Source organism: Aeromonas sp. NJAU223 (genome assembly GCF_051125555.1).
Classification (GTDB): domain Bacteria; phylum Pseudomonadota; class Gammaproteobacteria; order Enterobacterales; family Aeromonadaceae; genus Aeromonas; species Aeromonas veronii_G.
The window spans coordinates 2710103-2727298 of sequence record NZ_CP144204.1 but is presented as its reverse complement, the minus strand read 5'-3'; the positions used below and the strand labels follow the sequence as shown (position 1 = coordinate 2727298).

The window sequence follows — 17196 nt, the reverse complement described above, 5'->3', positions numbered from 1 at the left end:
TATACATGAGAATGACCGATTCAAAAGACTCTCAATGCAGAGTTGTGAATGGCTTCATATAAATCTCATTTGGCCCCATATGGGGGTATAAATGGGATGGAGATCATGTTTTATTGCGAGCTATTCGCATTAGACGCTAATGATTATTTTGTTTATAAATTCCTCTGTTTTTAATACTCGGTAGAGAGATGTCGTCGAGGTGTGTTCCACGGCTGTGAGCGGCTGCGATCCCTGTTAAGGTAACGGCAGACGGATCAACAGGATGGACTCATGACCCTATTGCAGTGGCACTCGGCCAGGCTGGCCCTTCGCAATGAACAAACCCTCTTCATTCCCGACCTGACCCTCTCCCCCGGCGAGTGCTGGGCCTTCGTGGGCAGCAATGGCAGCGGCAAGACGGCGCTGGCCTCTGCCTTGTGCGGAGAGCTCGGCGTGCGCGCCGGCCAGGCATCCGGCACGCTGGCGGCAGTGCGGCTGTCGTTCGAGTCGCAGCAACAACTGGGTGAGCGAGACTTCCAGCGGCGCAACACCGACATGCTGGGGGAGGATGAGGAGGCAGGCTACAGCGTCGCCAGCCTGATGATGGAGGAGGGGGAGGACGAGCACGCGGCGCGGGCTCTGCTGGCACGCTTTGGCATAGCCGCGCTCTGGGAGAGACCCTACCGATACCTCTCGAGCGGCGAGGGGCGCAAGTTGTTGCTGGCTCGCGCCCTCTTGTCCGGGCCCGAGCTGCTGGTACTGGACGAGCCGTTCGACGGGCTGGATCAGGGGTCGCGCCAGGAGCTGATGAGGTTGCTGGCAGAGCTGGTCTCACAGGGGCAACGACTGGTGGTGATCGTCAACCGCTTCGATGAAATCCCCCCGTTTGCGAGCCACCTTGGCCTGCTCGGGGATCGCAATCTGCTGTTGTCGGGCACGCGGGAGGCGGTGCTGGCGAGCCCGGAAGTGGCCCAGCTGGCGCGAGCCGAGGTGATCCACCCCGATCTGCCCCCGCCGCCCACGACCCCGGAACCACTCCCCCCCGGCCCCCGGGTACGGATGCGCCAGCTGCGGATCGCCTATGGGGAGCAGGTGGTGATCGATGGGCTCGACTGGACCATAGAGGTGGGGCAGCACTGGCAACTGGTCGGGCCCAATGGCGCCGGCAAATCGACCCTGCTCTCCCTCATCACCGGGGATCATCCCCAGGGCTACAGCAATGATCTTCAGCTGTTTGGCAGGCGGCGGGGCAGCGGCGAGAGCATCTGGGAGATCAAGCGCCACATCGGGATGGTGAGCCCGGCTCTGCACCTGGATTATCGCGTCAGCGGCTCAGTGCAGACGGTGATATTGTCGGGTTTTTACGACTCCATCGGCCTCTATGCCCGGCCCGGGGATCGCCAGCTGGCACTGGCCGATCAGTGGTTGACGCTGCTTGGGCTGGCGCAGCAGGGGGCGCAGCCATTTCACAGTCTCTCCTTTGGCCAGCAGCGGCTGGTGCTCATCGCCCGCGCCCTGGTCAAGCATCCGCCCCTGCTCATCCTGGACGAACCGCTGCAGGGATTGGATCCCCTCAATCGCCACCTGGTCAGGGCCATGGTGGGACGCCTGCTCGGCGAGGGGACTCAGCTGCTGTTCGTCTCCCATCACGCCGAGGATGCGCCTCCCGGCCTCACTCACCGGCTGAGCTTCGTGCCCGATGGCGAAGGGGGCTATGACTACCTGCAGGAGCGACTGGGGGAGGCTATCTGACGAGGGCCAGGATCTCGCGAAACGCCGGATCGCGGCAATCCCCCAGCAGCTCGTAGAGGCACATCTCCACCGAGGTGAGGGCTGCGCCGCGGGCCGCCAGCTGGCCGATGGCGAGCGCCCGATTGGCGGGATCGCGGGATGAGACCGCATCGGTCACCAAGGATACCCGGGCGCCATTACCGAGCAGCCCCAGCACGCTCTGATAGACACAGATATGGGCCTCGATGCCGCACACTAGCCAGTGGCGAACGCCGCTCTCGGCCAGCACCGCCGCCACCTGGGGTTCCCCGAGGGCACCGAAGCTGAACTTGGGGAGCACGGGGCTGCCGGTTTGCAGGGGTTGCAGCTCGGGCACGGTGGCGCCAAGCTTGTCCGGGTTCTGTTCCAGCCAGACTACCGGCAGTCCCAGCGCCTTTGCCCCTTTCACCAGTCGGGACGTGTTGGCGATGAGCCGATCGCTCTCATTCACCAGCCGCGCCAGTTTGCCCTGAATATCGACAACCAGCAGGCCATACCCATCACGTTCTTTCATCATTTATCCTCCCGGAATGAACATTGCGAAACATTGCCATATGAACCTTTAGAAGCATACAGTTTGATACAAAACTGGCGAAGACGTGGGCGGAACTGGATGCTAGGATGCCATGGGTTTATTTATCATCACTCCTTTTTTAATTATTTATCTGTGCCTGTTTCTGATGGGCATGCTATCAATGACTGCTGCGATTGCCCATTATCAAAAATATTGCAATGATGTAATCAGTTTGGGTTTTAATAATAATTTCTTCACACTTTTAAAAACTCACCTGAAATCAAACGGGTGAATTAAATTTAAATAATAATTACTCATTATTATAGGCGTGGGCGTTCATGGCCTGTGTTTATGACAACAGTGTCCAGATTTCAAGTCAGGTAAGCCAGACATGGCTTGATGGCGTCCTGTCTACTGCGTGCCAGCGTATGTAGAACAGTGTTGTGCCCCACCATGTGGAACATGAATTACTTGACCGACATCAATATTTAAATAACCCGCCCAGACGAGAAAGTCGGGCGTATCAGCCACATAAATAGAAAGCCTCTTATGAAGACAACATTTTCATTACTGGATCTGCTGGCAGCCTGGAGAGAGAGGCTTTTTGCAAATCGTTACCTGAATGCCATTATTGCCGCCGCCATAGCGGTAGTGCCATTGCAAATCATTCGTGGTCTCACGGTGGCAGCGCTTCTCATTTATCCGAATGCTGCGCTGGATAATATTCAAAAGGGGCTGGTTGTTGTTATTCCCGCGTTGATCAATGCCTTTATCTGTCTGCATTGGGCGGCGAAGAATCGGTTCTCATTTACTCATTCGCTCACAATCGGCGTCGGTACGCTATTGATCATGAGCTGTCTGATAAACAACACCGATGACCCTCTCAGGCATTTCACCATCCCCGTCACAGTGTTGTCAGCCCTGGCGAGCTGCCGTTTGTATGAGCTGATCAGTCGCGAGCTCAACAGCAGAACGAGCTGGGTCGAAAGCAGCTATCGCTTCCTCATCTCGATCTCCATCTATTTCACTATCGTCCTGATGGTGGGCGGGCTGGCAGGGGTTGCGGGGCGAAGCTTCTTTGCCTGGTTCTATGCGCTTCAACTGGCTGACATGGATCTCAGCCTCTCACCGACTTATGGCCATGGGCTCGTCCACCTGTTGAACTACACCCTGCCCTGGTTTTTCGGCCTGCACGGCAGCATCGTGTTTATCGGTGCCGAGCACTCGCTGAGCATCATGACCCATGCCAATCTCGCGGCCTGGGCAGCGGGCAAGGCCGAGTTGAATATCCTCAGCCTCCAGTTTTTCGATGTCTGGTGCAACGTGGGCGGTACCGGCAACACCTTGAGCCTGGCGATTGCCGTGATGCTCAAGGGGGATCACCGCAGCCGTACGCTGCTGCCAGTCAGCCTGCCGCTGGCCATGCTCAATATCAATGAGCCCCTGATCTTCGGTCTGCCCATCGTGCTCAACCCGCTGATGCTCATACCCTTCATCCTGACTCCCGTGATGACATACAGCCTGGCCTATCTCGCCACCAGTCTGGGCTGGATCCCCCATCTGTCGTCGACCGTTGGCTGGTCTGTGCCGGTGGTGCTGAACAGCTGGATTGCGAGTGGTCACTCCTATGCCGCCGTGCTGTTTCAACTGATGATGGTCGCACTCGGAGGGGTCATCTACACCCCCTTCCTGACGGCTGGTCAGCACAAGGTCTCCACGCTCGGTTCGGTGGATAACAACAGCATCATTGCACCGCTTGAAAACTTCTGCCCCGTCTCCAGGGACATGATGCCCAATTACAAGAACCTCGAGGAGGAGCAGGCCTGGCGAGATGCAAACAGCAGTATCGATAGGCTCAATGCAAGCGGTACCTTCGTCCTCTTCTTCCTGCCCCAGGTGTGCGTTCACAGCGGCAAGATCAAGGGGGCAGAAGCCTTGCTGCGTTTTCGCACCAATGGCGGAAACATACAGCCGCCGACCTTCCTCAAACACTATGAGCGCCTGGGCCTGATGAGCGAGGTCGACTTCTGGGTGATGCAGAGCACGGTCAATTACATTCACGACTCGCTGAGCGAGGCGAAGTCCCTGACCATTTCGGTCAATGTCTCTCCGCAAACGCTGGTCGACAAGCGGTTGTTCCCGGTGATTGACCGTATCCTGAACCGTCCCTTGCCCAAGGGGTGCAAGCTGGAGTTCGAGATCACCGAATCCCAAAAGGTGACGGATCATGAGAAGGTGACCCGGGTTCTGCATGAGCTGTCAAAACGCGGCATCAGGTTGGCGCTGGATGATTTCGGCTCCGGCTACTCGACCCTCAATTACCTGACCCGATATCCCCTCGACAAGATCAAACTCGATCGCTCACTGGTGCTGGGACTGGTACGTCCCGAAGGGTTCAAGTTTTTGCGCCAGGTGGTCAAGCTCTGCGAGCTCAATCGCAGAGCCTTGTTGATTGAAGGGGTGGAAACAGAGGCGGAATTAAAACAAGTGGAAGCCGCGGGTATTTCTCTGTGTCAGGGATTCTTCTTCCACCGCCCCATGTCCGGAACGGATTTTTGTCAGCTGATTGTGCCGCCGCCCAGGGTCGTCGCGTGAGATTACCAATCACATTATTAATGTTGTTTTATATATGGCATTAAAGCTGTTTTACTTTTTTAAATTTCGTAATTTTTGACTTGTTAAATTTATTATTTGAGATGGTGCGGTCATGCAGAAAATAATGCTGTTGTCGGTGATCGCTCTGATGACCGGCTGTGCCAACCCCGCCCAGCGCATGGCCGATTGTCGGGCCCAGAGGATCAGTAAAGACACCTGTTACCTGGCAGAGCAGAATAGCCAGGCTGCCATCCTCGGCGCCGCCGAGAAGCAGGCGATGGAAAACGCCAGCAAGGCGGTCAAATAACCGCGCAAGACAAGCCGATGTGTAGCTTCCAGGCCCCGCACTTCATGAGTGCGGGGCTTTTCGTTGGTTCAAATCTCACAGTTCTAGGCCACTGCCGGACCCTGTTGTTTGTCATCCAGATAGGCGAGCGCCTCGATATTGTTGCCGTCCGGATCGTGCAGGAAGGCGGCGTAGTAGCCGGGGGCATAGTGGGGCCTCAGCCCAGGTTGCCCGTTGCAGCGAAAGCCTGCCGCCACCCCGTCCCGGTGGAACGCATCCACGGGAGCCTGGCCGTTGGCGGCGAAGGCGAGGTGGCAGGGCGTGCTCTGCTCACCCTGCTCGATGAGAAAGCTCACCTTGTCATGGTTAACCCGGCCAAAACCGGCGGCCATCTCATCTGCCCATTTGAGTTCTATGGACAGGGGGACCAGCACGGTTTGGTAGAAGCGTCGGCAGTCATCGAAGTGCACCACCTTGATCTCGACATGATCGAACACTGCTGCTCCTTGTGGGGTTGGAGGATCGGTTGCCGCCTAGGCGACGATAAGGGGAGATCCACCAGGCACTGGGTGCCCCATCGCTACCATAAGACACTTTCGACGCTGATGGGGGAGAGTAAAATGCATAACTGTGTCTCTTATCAAAGATTTTCCTGGCTCATGCCTCAGGGGAAGGGTGACAGGCTTCTCCATCATTCGGGCAAGCTCATCCGGTTTTGTTGCTTGGCGAAGGGGAAAAGCTCTGCTATGGTGGCCTTAATTAGCCATTTGGATGGCTAGATGGTTGTGGTGTGTCTGCCCACGTGGCAAAAACCGTCACCCACCACCGTTTCGATGATTATTTTGACAGGGAGTCCCTATGCAGCGTCGTTCCTTCTTCACCCTTTCCGCCCTTGCGCTGCTCGCCAGCACTCTGCCGTTGTCCGCCTTTGCCATCGATGAGGCGAAGAAGGAGATCGTCATCGGTACCACGGTCGGGGACTTTGCCGACATGGTGACCGATTCCATCAAGCCGCAGCTCGAAGCCAAGGGCTACAAGGTGAAACTGGTGGAGTTTACCGACTACGTGACCCCCAACATCGCCCTGGCAGACGGTTCCCTCGATGTGAACTGCTTCCAGCACAAGCCCTATCTGGAGAGCTTCGCCAAGGACAGGGGCCTGTCGCTGAGCCCCATCACCCAGGTGCCGACCGGCCCCATGGGGCTCTATTCCGGCAAGAAGGGCAAGCTCGCCGAGGTGGGCGAGGGCAGCACGGTCGCCATCCCGAACGACCCCACCAACCAGGCGCGGGCCCTGCTGATGTTGCAGGATCTCGGCTGGCTGACCCTGAAAGAGGGGATCAATCCCTTGAAGGCGAGCGAGTTCGACGTGGTGAAAAATCCCCACGAGATCAAGCTGGTGCTGCTGGAAGCGGCGCAGCTGCCTCGCTCCCGGGAAGATGTGGACTTCTCCGTCATCAACGGCAACTTCGCCGCCTCCAGCGGCATCCCGTTCAGCTCCGGACTCTTCCTCGAGCGCAGCTACGACTTCATCAACTGGGTGGTGGTGAAGAGCGCCGATGCGGGCAAGCCGTTTGCCAAGGACGTGATCGACGCTTACAACTCCGCGGCGTTCAAGACCTATGCGGAGCAGCGCTTCAAGGGCTACAAGTACCCGGAAGGCTGGCAGAGCAAGGGCTGATAACCCGCACGGCGGAGATCAAAACGGGCACCCTGGGGTGCCCGTTGTCATTGGCGCGCGGCGCTCACTGCGCTTGTCAGTAGCGATGCAGCCACCAGCGGGCCCCTAGCAGGGCGGTGACACTGCCGAGCAGGGCGCTCGCCAGCACATCCAGCGGCCAGTGCATGCCGATCAGGGTGCGTGACAGGGCGATGGCCAGTGCCCAGAGGGGTAGCAACCAGGCACCGCTGGGGGCGCGCGCCAGCCAGATCAGGCCGAAGAACTGGGCGAGGCTGATGGCGGCGATGCTGTGACCGGAGGGGAAGGCGTAGTTCACCCCGCCCTGCCAGTGATTGCCGAGCCAGGCGGGCAGCGCCAGCAGCTGGCTGGCGGCGTGGACCTGCTCGGTGCGAAGGGCACTGCTGCCCTCGTAGAACTGGCGGATATCGGGGATGAGGTTCTGCCCCGCCAGCCAGAGCAGATAGGGGCGCGGCTCCTCGGTGAGCTGCTTGATGAGGCTCTTGATGAGCCAGTCCCCGGCCAGCACGGCGAACAGGGTGGCGCACAGGGCCAGCAGGGCGGGCAGGCTGAGCGTCAGCTTGTGTCGGGTCAGCAGCACCAGTCCCAGGGTGCTGATGGCGATGCCGGGGATGTCCACCATGCGGGAGAGGGCATAGGGCCACCAGAGCCAGGCGGACTGCAGGGCATCGCTCAGGAAGGGATGCCAGGGCAGGCAGGCCAGCAGGGCCAGCGGCAGGATCAGGGCGGCGCTGAATCTCAATACCTGGCGGCGCGGCAACGAAGAGGAAGAGGTCGGCATCATCGGGCTCATCTGGTGGGCGGCGCGGCGGCCGCCAAAAAAGAGGCGTCATTGTGCCAGTCAGGCCCTCGAGGTCAAGGTGCCAAGGCCGGCCAACAACATGTGGTTACAATTGGCTGGTCCCGGACAAGGGGGAGGGGGGAGCCCTGGTGCCGGGGCTATGGTGGTGAACGGGCTTGAATTTAAGCCTCTGAAACTCGGGGCGCTTTGCGCTAGAATGGCGCCCCCGTGGCCGGTAGTGGGCCATCGAGTTCATAAGAGAAACTGATGAAAATCGTTGTTGATGAAAATATGCCCCATGCCCGGGAGCTGTTTGCGGAGTTTGGCGAGGTGATCCCCCTGCCCGGACGACAGATCTCGGCGGCGGATCTGCTGGATGCGGACGTGCTGCTGGTGCGTTCCGTGACCCGGGTGGATGCCAGCTTGCTCGCCAACTGCCCCAGACTCGGCTTCGTCGGCACCGCCACCATCGGTCGGGATCACGTGGACAGCGCCCTGCTGGCGGCGCGGGGCATTCCCTTCTTCAGCGCCCCCGGTTGCAACAAGTACTCGGTGGGAGACTATGTGATCTCCGCTCTGCTGGTGCTGGCTGAACGCCATGAGCTGACGTTGAGCGAGATGAGCCTCGCCGTCATCGGCGCCGGCAACACCGGCGAATGCGTGGCGGGCAAGGCCGAGGCCCTCGGCATGCGAGTGCTGCGCTGCGATCCGCCCCGTGCTCGCGCCACCAGTGCGGGCGAGGCGACCGATTTCGTCGACTACCAGACGGCCCTTGGCGCCGACATCGTTAGCTTCCACGTGCCCATCACCCACGGCGGCCCGGATGCCACCTTCCACCTGCTGGGGGAGCGGGAGATCGCCACCCTGCCTGCGGGCAAATTCCTCATCAACGCCGCCCGAGGCGAGGTGTGGGACAATCAGGCCCTGCTCGCCCGCCAGCAGGGGAATGCGCCGCTGCGACTGGTGATGGACGTGTGGGAAGGGGAACCCGAGCCATTGAGGGCCCTGGTGCCTTATACCGAGCTGGCCACCCCGCACATCGCCGGTTACAGCCTGGAGGGCAAGGCCCGCGGTACCTGGATGCTCTATCAGGCGCTCTGCCAGCAACTGGGGCGCGTACCGCGCCAGGATCTGCAAGCCCTGCTGCCAGTTCCCGAGGTGCGTGAACTGACCCCCGGGGTGGCGACGGATCAGGCCTTGCTCAAGCAACTCGTTCACCTCATCTATGACGTGCGCCGGGACGATGCCCGTTTTCGCAATCGCCTCCATCAGGCCGGCAGCTTCGATGAGCAGCGCAAGCAATACCCGGAGCGGCGGGAGTTTTCCTCCCTGCGCCTCACGGGCCCCTTCGCCGGGGACGCCCTGGCCCGGCTGGGGTTCACCATCCAGCCCGACTAGCGCGGGCGTCATGAATACATGTGGGCGGGCCTCTTTGCGGGGCCCGCCCTCGCTGGGCTTGGCGCCATGCCAAACTCGTTATCGGGCAGCGCCGTCTGCCACAGGGTGATGCCAGTGCGTCACCGGACCATTTAGAGGAGAGAACATGAGTCAGCAATTCAACGTAGCGGTATTGGGCGCGAGCGGCGCCGTGGGTGAAGCCATGATCGAGATCCTGGAAGAGCGTGCCTTCCCGGTGGCGACCCTCTACCCGCTGGCCTCCAGCCGCAGCGCTGGCGACACGGTGCGCTTTGGTGGCAAGAACGTCGAGATCCTGGATGTGGAGGAGTTTGACTGGAGTCAGGTACAGATAGCCCTCTTCTCCGCCGGTGCCGAGGTCTCCGCCAAGTGGGCGCCGATTGCCGCCGAACATGGCTGCATCGTCATTGACAACACCTCCTGCTTCCGTTACGACGAGGACATCCCCCTGGTGATCCCCGAGGTGAACCCGGACGCCCTGGCCGATTTTCGCAATCGCAACATCATCGCCAACCCGAACTGCTCCACCATCCAGATGCTGGTGGCGCTGAAGCCCCTGCAGGACGAGGTGGGGATCGCCCGCATCAACGTGGCGACCTATCAGTCCGTCTCCGGCTCCGGCAAGGAGGGGGTGAGCGAACTGGCGGGCCAGACCGCCCATCTGCTCAACGGTCGCCCGGTGGAGCCGAGCCTCTACCCGCAGCAGATCGCCTTCAACCTCATTCCGCAGATCGACGCCTTCACTGACAACGGCTACACCCGGGAAGAGATGAAGATGGTGTGGGAGACCCAGAAGATCCTGGGAGATGCCAGCATCGCCGTGAACCCCACCTGCGTGCGGGTGCCGGTCTTCTACGGCCACGCCGAAGCGGTGCACGTCGAACTGCACCAGCCGCTCGATGCCGAGCAGGTCAAGGATCTGCTGCGCAATGCGCCAGGCGTGACCCTGTTCGATGACGACGCCGACTATCCGACCCCGGTGCGCGACGCTACCGGCAAGGATGAGGTGCTGGTGGGGCGGGTGCGCCAGGATATTTCTCATCCCAGCGGTATCAATATGTGGATCGTGGCCGATAACGTTCGTAAGGGCGCGGCGACCAACAGCGTGCAGATTGCCGAACTGCTGGTGCGCGACTACCTCTGAGTCCGTTGATGGTGCCGGGTGGGGAGGGAGCCCCGCCCTGTGCGCCGGTCGGCATCAGGGGGCTGGGGTGTGACTGATGGTGTCGACAGGCTGTGTGACAATGTCACGTGAGATCAGTGAATTAAGCTTTTTTCTCGCCGGATCTCGGTGCGCTGGCACGAGTTGAAGGCTAAATGTGTCGGATCACTGGCTTGAGACTCACGCCTGATTTATATTGAGCCGATTGTTTTGGGGTAACTATCCAGATTTTTCAATGTGATAGGGCCGTCATACGAAGGAACGAACATGGGACATTCCCGCATAACGCTGGCAACGCTACTGGCATTGGGTCTTCTGGGTACGGTTCAGGCCGACGACGGAGGACGCGAGCCTTTCTTCGTGGAGCTCAAGGGGCCGGATGGCTCGCCGCCCCCCGCCGTGCAGCCACTGCCCCAGGCTCAGCCGGTCGCCCCCGTCACCTTGCCCAAGGTGCAACCCATCGTACGTCAGGTGCCGAGCACCCAGGCCGGCAGTTATGGTCCGGTTCGTTCCACCGATACCCTCTGGAGCCTCGCGAGCAAGCATCGCCCCTCCAACCGGGTGACCGTCTACCAGACCATGGTGGCGATCTACGACAAGAATCCCCGCAGTTTTGCCGATGGCAACATCAATCACATCCTGGTGGGGTCCCGCATCCTGCTGCCGACGGCAGCCGAAGCAGGCCGCATCACGGACGCCGAGGCCCGTCGCCGCTTCAACAGCGACAACGCCAGCTGGAAGGGGCTGAGCCCCAAATATCTGGCCAGCAAGCAGGCCGAAACCGCCAAGGTTCATCCCAAAGCCGCGGCCGTGCCCGCCAAGGCACCGGTCGCCAAGGCGGCTCCCCTTCCGGCGGCCCCCAAGGTGACGTCGCCGCAACCGGCGAGCGAGGTGAAGGCGATTGCCAAGGCCGCCGAGCCTGTCACGACGCCGGTGAGTGCGGCCGTCGGCACGGCGCCAGCCCCGCTGCCTGCCGATGTGGCGGCGCCGGTCGGCAAACCGTCCACCGAGATGGCGCTGGCACTGGAAGATGCCAACGCCCAGCTCGGCCAGGTCACCGAGATGAACCACAGGCTCAAGCTGCGCCTGCAATCCCTGACCGAAGAGGTGGAGACCCTCAAGGCCCAGTTGCAGGATCAGACGGCGCTGCAAAAAGAGGTGGCCGAGCTCAAGGCCCAGCCAGTGCCTCCCGTGGTGGCCCCCGAGCCCAAGCAGAACTGGGTGATGGAGCTGCTCTCCTCGCCGCTCAACCTCGCCATGATCATCTTGCTGCCCGTGCTGCTGGTGCTGGCGCTGGTGACGCTCTGGCTGCGGGCCCGTGCCCGGCGGGAGCTGGAAGAACAAGAGAAGAGCCTCTCTGAATCCACCGCCATGGTGATGGGGGACGAGAACAGCGAGTTCGATCAGCTGATGACGGTGGGCATCGCCGATGACGAACCCATGCGCCCCATGCCGGATCTGAACGGTCCGGAGGCCGAGCGGGCGCTGGATGAAGGCCAGGGCAAGAATGATGTCATCTTCAGCGATGGCGGTGAGCTGGCCCTCTCCGCTTTCGACGTTGAACCTGCGGTCACCACGGCGAATCGTGACCCGGATCTGGTACCCGAACTGGATCTGGCCCACGAGGGTGACTTCGACATAGAGTCCGAGCCGGATCTCGATCTCTCCCGGGAGTTCGATGCTCCCAAGCGGGCGGCCGATGAGGTCATGAGCGAAGAGGAGCTGCAAGCGGCGCTCTTTGCCGATCTGGATGCGGACCTCGACGCCGATGCGGCCACTGTGTCTGACGGGGCCCAGCGCAGCCGGGAAGACGATCTGGCCAATTTCGACCTGAGCGATTTCGAGTCGGCCTTCGACGAGCCTGTCGATGACAAGGCGGCACCCAAGGATGCCGCAGCCTATGGCAAGAGCGACGTGGACGACATGCTGGCGGAGCTCGGTCTCGAGCCCGAGCCGAAGCCGGCCGCGAAGCCAATGCCGCAGGACGCCTGGGATCCCAACGAATTGGCCCTCGCCGATTTCGAGGATGCCTTCACCGAGGTGGAGCCCCACGCGGAGCAGCCACATGAGGTTAAGCCCCGCGAACAGGCTCAGGCGAACGACTTTGTGGAGATAGACAAGTTATTGGCGGAGGCCAATGCCAGCAACGCCGAGCAGGAGCCGTATCAGGGCTTCTCCCTGGATGTGGGGCTGGATGGTTTCCCCGAGGTATTGCCGGAGTCCACCGGTTTTGACGTGGATGCGGACGATGGCGGTGTGGGGGCCAAGCTGGATCTGGCCCGCGCCTACCTCGAGATCGACGACAAGGAGAGCGCCCGCGAGCTGCTGCAAGAGGCGGCGGCCCAGGGCAGCGAGCACCAGCGCAACGAGGCTGAAAAGCTGCTTAAACGGCTGGGATAAGCCTGACCATCGATTGCAAGGCAGCCTGCGGGCTGCCTTTTCGTTTCAGGAGCGGCCTGCTCGTCTGCCAAGGCTTGTGCCGCCAAGGGGAGAGCGCCCGGCCGTGGGCACCCGCCCGGTCGAGGCCACGGGTTTGGGACTTTTGCCCCGAGCGGGTATAATCCGCCCCGTTTCTTTCATCCTTTCCCCACAAGACAAGTTTCATCCATGCGAATTGCCCTAGGTATTGAATATGACGGCAGCCGGTATTTCGGCTGGCAGCGTCAGCGAGAAGTGATCAGCGTCCAGGAAGAGCTTGAAAAAGCCATCAGCCGCATCGCCAACCATCCGGTCTCCATCCAGTGCGCCGGGCGGACCGACGCCGGGGTCCACGGCACCGGTCAGGTGATCCACTTCGATACCGAGTCCAATCGTGCCGAGTCCGCCTGGACGCTGGGCCTGAATTCCAATCTGCCGCCGGATATCGGGGTGCGCTGGGTCAAGGAGGTGGATGAAAACTTCCATGCCCGCTTCAGCGCCACCGCCCGCCGCTATCGCTACATCATCTACAACCACAACTACCGCCCGGCGATCCTGGGTAGCGGCGTCAGCCACTATCACGAGACCATCGATGCGGCGCTGATGCACCAGGCGGGCCAGAGCCTGCTCGGGGAGCACGACTTCAGCACCTTCCGGGCCATCGCCTGCCAGTCCAACACCCCCTGGCGCAACGTGACCCACCTGTGCGTCAGCCGCTCCGGCCCCTATATCGTGCTCGACATCAAGGCCAACGCCTTCCTGCACCACATGGTGCGCAACATCACCGGCTCCCTGTTGCTGGTGGGGCAGGGGCAGAAACCGGTGGAGTGGATTGCCGAGGTGCTGGCCCAGAAGGATCGCAACCTGGCCGGCCCCACCGCCAAGGCGGGAGGTCTCTATCTGGTGGACGTGGATTACCCGGCCGAGTTCGGCCTGCCGCAGTTGCCGCTCGGTCCGCTCTGGCTGCCGGACTCGGCACCGGGTACGACCAGTTTTTAGTAACTGGGCCCGAAAATTTGTGGTTTAATGACCCGTTATTTATTGCCATCGAGCCCTTAAGTCATTGAACAACCAAGGCCCGATGTGTTTTGTCAGGCACAAAAGCATTAAGGAATTCCATGAGCTGGCTTGAGAAGATCCTTCCCAAGAGCAAGATCACTACACCGCGTCGTCACAACATCCCGGAAGGGGTGTGGACCAAGTGCACGTCTTGCGAACAGGTACTCTACCGGGCAGAACTGGAGCGCAATCTCGAAGTGTGCCCCAAGTGCGATCATCATATGCGGATCAGTGCCCGCGCCCGTCTCGAGAGCTTCCTCGACGTAGAAGGCCGCAGCGAGGTTGCTGCCGAGCTGGAGCCGCAGGACATCTTGAAATTCAAGGATTCCAAGCGCTACAAGGATCGTTTGTCTGCCGCCCAGAAAGAGACGGGAGAAAAAGATGCGCTGGTGGTGATGAAAGGAACCCTCAAGGGGGTACCGGTCGTTGCCTGTTCGTTCGAGTTCTCCTTCATCGGTGGCTCCATGTCCTCCGTGGTCGGTGCCCGCTTCGTGCGCGCCGTCGAGGAGAGCATCAAGGAAGGCCGTGGCCTGGTCTGCTTCTCCACCTCCGGCGGGGCGCGCATGCAGGAGGCGCTGTTCTCCCTGATGCAGATGGCCAAGACCAGTGCGGCGCTGGACCGACTCACCAAGGCCGGTCTGCCCTTCATCTCCGTGCTGACCGACCCCACCATGGGTGGCGTCTCCGCCAGTCTTGCCATGCTGGGTGACATCAACGTGGGCGAGCCCAAGGCGTTGATCGGCTTCGCCGGCCCGCGCGTCATCGAGCAGACCGTGCGCGAGAAGCTGCCGGAAGGCTTCCAGCGCTCCGAGTTCCTGCTGGAGAAGGGCGCCATCGATCTCATCATCGACCGGCGCGAGATGCGTGACCGCCTGGCGGGCCTGCTGGCCAAGCTGATGAACACTCACGTCATCGAAGAGTGAATCGAGCCGTAAGATGAGTTCACAGATGCAATCTTCCCAAAGCCGGTCGCTCAGCGACTGGCTTTCTTATTTGGAGCAGATCCACCCGGTCAATATCGACATGGGGCTGGATAGGGTCGGTGCCGTCGCGCGCCGCATGGGGCTCACTGAACTGCCGTTCAAGGTCGTGACGGTGGCGGGCACCAACGGCAAGGGCTCCTCCTGCGCCATGGCTGCCAGCATACTGATGGCGGCCGGTCACAAGGTCGGCGTCTACTCCTCGCCGCACCTGCTGCGTTTCACCGAGCGGGTGCGACTCGATGGCGCCGAGCTGCCTGACGAGGAACACTGCGCCGCGTTTGCCGCCGTGGAGGCCGCCCGCGCCGAGATAGCGCTCACCTTCTTCGAGTTTGCGACCCTGGCCGGGCTCTGGCTGTTCCGCCGTGCCGCGCCGGACGTGCTCCTGCTGGAAGTGGGGCTGGGCGGTCGCCTCGATGCCACCAATGTGGTGGAATCCGATGTGGCCATGATCACCTCCATCGCGCTGGATCACTGCGACTGGCTCGGGGATACCCGGGAGGCGGTGGCGGTGGAGAAGGCCGGCGTCTATCGCAAGGGAAAACCCGCCATCAGTGGCGAGCCCAACCCGCCCGCCACCATCGCCAGCGAAGCGCACCGTCTGGGGGCCTGTCTGCGCCAGGTCGGGGTGGAGTTTCATGGAGATGAGCAGGGCGATCACTGGGATTACCATGGCCTGTACCACTGGCAGGGTTTGCCCAAGCCCGCCCTGCCGTTGATGAACGCGGTGACGGTGCTGGCGGCGCTCGAATCCCTCGGCTTGCCGTTGCCGGAGGCTGCCATTCGCCAGGGGCTGGCGGATGCGCGCCTCGCGGGGCGCATGCAGCGCCTGCAACAGGATCCCCTGGTCATCGTCGATGTGGCCCACAATCCCCATTCGGCGGCCTATCTTGCCAGCCAGCTGCGCCAGATCCCCTGCTCGGGGAAACGACGCTCCGTGGTCGGCATGCTCAAGGACAAAGACATGGCGGGTTCCCTGGCCGAGCTGACGGGGCTCATCGACGAGTGGTATCTCGCGAGCCTCCATGGCCCCCGCGCCGCCTCCTCGGCCCAGTTGGCGGCCGCCCTGCATGAGCAGGGACCGGCCGCACAATTTGCGTCAGTGACCGAGGCTTATGGGGCCGCGCTGGCCGCATCGAGTCCTGATGATATGGTCATTGTGTTCGGCTCGTTTTACACTGTCGCCGAGGTGCTGGCGACGAAGGCCTGATGGGCTGGTCGCGAGCCTAGACTTTTGGCATCAGATGCCTAAGAAGATCGCATGGGTAGCAGTTCATCTGGTCTCGATGCCACTAGGTGGTCAGTTATCACTGAGATCTGCAGAAATAGCAGTGCATTCTAAGTAACATGGGTGGGAATTAACTTGGCTTCTAAGTTTCAAAACAGATTGGTGGGGACCGTCATCCTGGTCGCCCTGGTGGTCATCTTTCTGCCGGATCTGATGGATGGCAACAAGCTGGAGCAAAAGGACGAGGCCTTTGCCAATATCCCCCTGCGCCCCGAGCTGGAGCCCGCCAAGCCCGAGTTGCAGGTCTCGGCTGCCAGCACCCTGCCGGCGGAACATGCGGCGAGCCAGCAGCAGGCCGCTGCAGCCCAGCAGTGGCAGGTGGAGGAGATCGGCAATACCGTGACGCTGGCCGACAACGGCCAGCAGCCTGCTGCCCAGCCGGTACAGCAACCGGCCACGGCGCCGGTAACCCAGCCGGTCGCCCAGCCCAAACCCGTGGTAGTGGCCCAGAAACCGGTGGAGCAACCCAAGCCCAAACCGGTTCCTCCCAAGCCGGTGGAGGTGAAAAAGCCCGAGCCGAGCAAGCCGCAGGTTGGCCAGATCAAGACCATGGACGATCTCATCGCGAGCAAGATGACGACCGCCACGCCGGCACCGGCCGCCGCCCCGGCCCAGGGCAGCTGGATCCTGCAGCTCGGCGCCTTCAAGAACGCAGACAGTGTCAATGCCCTGGTGAGCAAGCTGCGGGCCGCCGGCTACTCGGCCCAGACCTCGCCGAGAACGCCGGTACAGGGCCAGATCACCCGGGTCTTCATCGGGCCGGATGTCTCCAAGGCGAAGCTGCAGGGTATGCAGAGCAAGATAAGCCAGATGACAGGGCTCGGTGGCTCTGTGGTGGCCTACAACCCCTGAGGCTGACCCCTTCGTCTGCAATAAAAAACCGCGCCTTGGCGCGGTTTTTTATTAGATGCATTTCACCGGTTTGGGCAGGCCGGCTATCTTGGTTGCCTGCTTGGCGGGCCCCTCCGGGAACAGCTTGTAGAGATAGCGGCTGTTGCCCTTCTCGGGACCGTACTGCTTCTCCATCGCCTTGACCAGGGCGCGGATGGCGGGGGAGGTGTTGAACTCCAGATAAAACGCCCGCACGAAACGCACCACCTCCCAGTGAGGCTCCTCCAGCACGATGCCTTCCCGTTCGGCCAGCACCAGGGCCAGCGCCTCGCTCCATTGTTCGCTATGGCGCAGATAGCCCTTGGCATCGGTCTCGATGGTTTGGCCGTTGAATTCCAGCGGATGAGGCTCAGACATAA

At 61.3% G+C, this 17196-nt stretch carries 15 protein-coding genes; 11 read left to right on the top strand and 4 right to left on the bottom strand.

Features of this window, described 5'->3' with window-relative positions; genetic code table 11:
- The first annotated feature begins 270 nt into the window (after positions 1–270).
- Positions 271–1731, top strand: coding sequence for a molybdate ABC transporter ATP-binding protein ModF (gene modF / locus VZC39_RS12435; protein WP_434662881.1), 1461 nt, complete (start codon positions 271–273; stop codon positions 1729–1731).
- On the opposite strand, the gene VZC39_RS12430 is transcribed toward modF, so the two are convergent.
- Positions 1724–2263: a hydrolase gene (locus VZC39_RS12430; protein WP_349922482.1), complete on the bottom strand. Its 540-nt coding sequence runs from the start codon at positions 2261–2263 to the stop codon at positions 1724–1726. The genes modF and VZC39_RS12430 overlap by 8 nt on opposite strands.
- A 549-nt stretch (positions 2264–2812) precedes the next feature.
- On the opposite strand from VZC39_RS12430, the gene VZC39_RS12425 reads away from it, so the two are divergent.
- Complete coding sequence (locus VZC39_RS12425) at positions 2813–4858, top strand: EAL domain-containing protein (RefSeq protein ID WP_434662879.1); 2046 nt, start codon at positions 2813–2815, stop codon at positions 4856–4858.
- A gap of 112 nt (positions 4859–4970) precedes the next feature.
- Positions 4971–5165 carry a hypothetical protein gene (locus VZC39_RS12420; protein ID WP_349918311.1) on the top strand — a complete coding sequence of 65 codons (195 nt, stop codon included), beginning with the start codon at positions 4971–4973 and terminating at the stop codon, positions 5163–5165.
- Between the two features lie 83 nt (positions 5166–5248).
- On the opposite strand, the gene VZC39_RS12415 is transcribed toward VZC39_RS12420, so the two are convergent.
- Positions 5249–5641 carry a VOC family protein gene (locus VZC39_RS12415; RefSeq protein ID WP_349918310.1) on the bottom strand — a complete coding sequence of 131 codons (393 nt, stop codon included), beginning with the start codon at positions 5639–5641 and terminating at the stop codon, positions 5249–5251.
- 361 nt (positions 5642–6002) lie between these two features.
- Between VZC39_RS12415 and VZC39_RS12410 the strand changes: the two genes are divergently transcribed.
- On the top strand, positions 6003–6824 hold the full coding sequence (locus tag VZC39_RS12410) for a MetQ/NlpA family ABC transporter substrate-binding protein (protein WP_349918309.1): 822 nt from the start codon (positions 6003–6005) through the stop codon (positions 6822–6824).
- Between the two features lie 76 nt (positions 6825–6900).
- On the opposite strand, the gene VZC39_RS12405 is transcribed toward VZC39_RS12410, so the two are convergent.
- Positions 6901–7623: a phosphatase PAP2 family protein gene (locus tag VZC39_RS12405; protein WP_349918307.1), complete on the bottom strand. Its 723-nt coding sequence runs from the start codon at positions 7621–7623 to the stop codon at positions 6901–6903.
- Positions 7624–7890: 267 nt separating this feature from the next.
- Here VZC39_RS12405 and VZC39_RS12400 point away from each other — a divergent pair, with 267 nt between their 5' ends.
- The 7 genes from VZC39_RS12400 to dedD all read left to right on the top strand — a co-directional run bounded on the left by VZC39_RS12400 (position 7891) and on the right by dedD (position 16798).
- Positions 7891–9021, top strand: a complete 1131-nt coding sequence (locus VZC39_RS12400; protein WP_434662877.1) for a 4-phosphoerythronate dehydrogenase — start codon at positions 7891–7893, stop codon at positions 9019–9021.
- Between the two features lie 145 nt (positions 9022–9166).
- A complete protein-coding gene (locus VZC39_RS12395) occupies positions 9167–10183 on the top strand; it encodes an aspartate-semialdehyde dehydrogenase (protein WP_349918304.1) in 1017 nt (338 codons plus the stop codon).
- Between the two features lie 285 nt (positions 10184–10468).
- Entirely contained in the window at positions 10469–12601 is a 2133-nt protein-coding gene (locus VZC39_RS12390) for a FimV/HubP family polar landmark protein (protein ID WP_434662876.1), read from the top strand.
- Between the two features lie 207 nt (positions 12602–12808).
- Complete coding sequence (gene truA, locus VZC39_RS12385; protein ID WP_349918300.1) at positions 12809–13618, top strand: tRNA pseudouridine(38-40) synthase TruA; 810 nt, start codon at positions 12809–12811, stop codon at positions 13616–13618.
- 119 nt (positions 13619–13737) lie between these two features.
- Positions 13738–14601, top strand: coding sequence for an acetyl-CoA carboxylase, carboxyltransferase subunit beta (gene accD, locus VZC39_RS12380; protein WP_349918298.1), 864 nt, complete (start codon positions 13738–13740; stop codon positions 14599–14601).
- Between the two features lie 13 nt (positions 14602–14614).
- A complete protein-coding gene (gene folC, locus VZC39_RS12375) occupies positions 14615–15868 on the top strand; it encodes a bifunctional tetrahydrofolate synthase/dihydrofolate synthase (RefSeq protein WP_434662873.1) in 1254 nt (417 codons plus the stop codon).
- A 153-nt stretch (positions 15869–16021) separates the two neighbouring features.
- The gene (dedD, locus tag VZC39_RS12370; protein ID WP_349918296.1) at positions 16022–16798 is read left to right on the top strand and encodes a cell division protein DedD; all 777 of its coding nucleotides are present in this window, start codon (positions 16022–16024) and stop codon (positions 16796–16798) included.
- 51 nt (positions 16799–16849) lie between these two features.
- Here the strand turns inward: dedD and VZC39_RS12365 are convergent, their stop codons facing one another.
- A complete protein-coding gene (locus VZC39_RS12365; RefSeq protein ID WP_349918295.1) occupies positions 16850–17194 on the bottom strand; it encodes a TusE/DsrC/DsvC family sulfur relay protein in 345 nt (114 codons plus the stop codon).
- Positions 17195–17196 lie beyond the last annotated feature (2 nt).